Origin of the sequence: Vibrio sp. 1F263, assembly GCF_041439035.1 — a bacterium.
Taxonomy (GTDB): domain Bacteria; phylum Pseudomonadota; class Gammaproteobacteria; order Enterobacterales; family Vibrionaceae; genus Vibrio; species Vibrio tasmaniensis_A.
This window is the reverse complement of sequence record NZ_JBGONI010000125.1, coordinates 1-1,326: the sequence shown is the minus strand read 5'-3', so window position 1 is coordinate 1,326 and position 1,326 is coordinate 1. Positions and strand designations below refer to the sequence as shown.

General features: G+C 40.4%; 1 protein-coding gene and 1 pseudogene. One reads left to right on the top strand and one right to left on the bottom strand.

What is annotated here, in order from left to right; translation table 11 throughout:
* Positions 1-84: 84 nt before the first annotated feature.
* Complete coding sequence (locus ACED25_RS23430) at positions 85-264, bottom strand: TraY domain-containing protein (RefSeq protein ID WP_016800598.1); 180 nt, start codon at positions 262-264, stop codon at positions 85-87.
* Between the two features lie 800 nt (positions 265-1,064).
* Between ACED25_RS23430 and ACED25_RS23425 the strand changes: the two are divergent.
* Positions 1,065-1,326: pseudogene (locus ACED25_RS23425) on the top strand (hypothetical protein); the annotation flags it as partial.

Below are 1,326 nucleotides of genomic sequence, written 5' to 3'. Positions count from 1 at the left end.
CCCTCTGCGGCGCTTTTTGCAATCGTGAAGGCAGCCCACCTTCGAGGCCATCTGAAATAAGATCTCAGACGGCAATATCATTCGTTACAGCGACCAATTGGGAAAACGTTTGAGATGATCTTCTAATCGAAGTTTCCCTTCGCGCTTTTTGGCCCGTTCTGCTCTTTTCGCCGATAGCGTTAACGTTTTATTCGCGTTTGCTGAAAGACTAAAAGCGATACCGACTTCCTTGTTATCAACCCTACATTCTGATTTCAAATTCATACAAAATCCTTTTCAATTAAGAAAAACCGAAACGACCGAGTTCAAACTGAAATATCGCTGAACCCTCTAATCGTTCAAAAGTGACCCAGAATTATTAAACTTATTTGCTTTTGTGATGGGCCTCTCAATCTTGCAATTTAACATAACAAATATAATACGCACCAAATTAAACTTTTGATTTTAATGGTTATTTTATTAAATTTAACGTTGCCTTTGTTTTTAATTTTAAATAAATAATCCATTAATTATTTTTATTGGGATTATTTGATGTGCTATAAATTTTTCAATGTTATTTGTTATCTCATTGTTATTTATCTGCTATTTTTGGTTACGCATTATATTTGTTATGTTAAGGGAAAAATCCCAAGGCACACTTAGCGTTTGAAATATCAGGCGACGACACGCTATACTTACCTGAGGTCTATAAGGTTAAAACACACGACATTGCTTACTCCTGTAGTGTCCAATGTCGTGTGTTTTTTCTAGGATTTAGAGTGTGTTAGAGGTGGTACTCTGACTATATAGCACTCGCAAAAAAGCCGACTTTCCAAGAGTAGTCGGCTTTTTTGTGTCTAAAAAACCGGCATTTGATTTCTTTTCCCGGTTGAGATAGGTTGAAATTTCACCGTTTGGACGGCCAATCCAAACACCCCAAAAACCTCTTGGACTTCAAAATATGACGCATTTGACTCAGCCTTGGCTTGGGCTAACGCTCAGGAGAATCCACTTTCTGCCTAACACCGCCTTTTTTGTCCCTCAGGATGAAGCGAGGTGTGTTTTAAACGTGGACGGTGAGTCTTATGAAAACGTTTAGCTCCTCCCCTCCCCCGTTCGATAAATCGAGTTACGATGCGCAGTATCGCTGTAAGCGTAAGGCTCGCAAACTGGATTTGATTGAATTGTATCAACGCGTCATTGAAGAAGAGAACGCGCGGAACCCTAAGACGCCTTTTGAGATCGGATTTAAGTCTCGCCGGTTGCTCCGAAGCGGTAAGGTAGAAACCCTGCCGCCAGAATACGCGCGGATCTTAAAAGGGTGTGAAGAATTTATTACCAACCCCA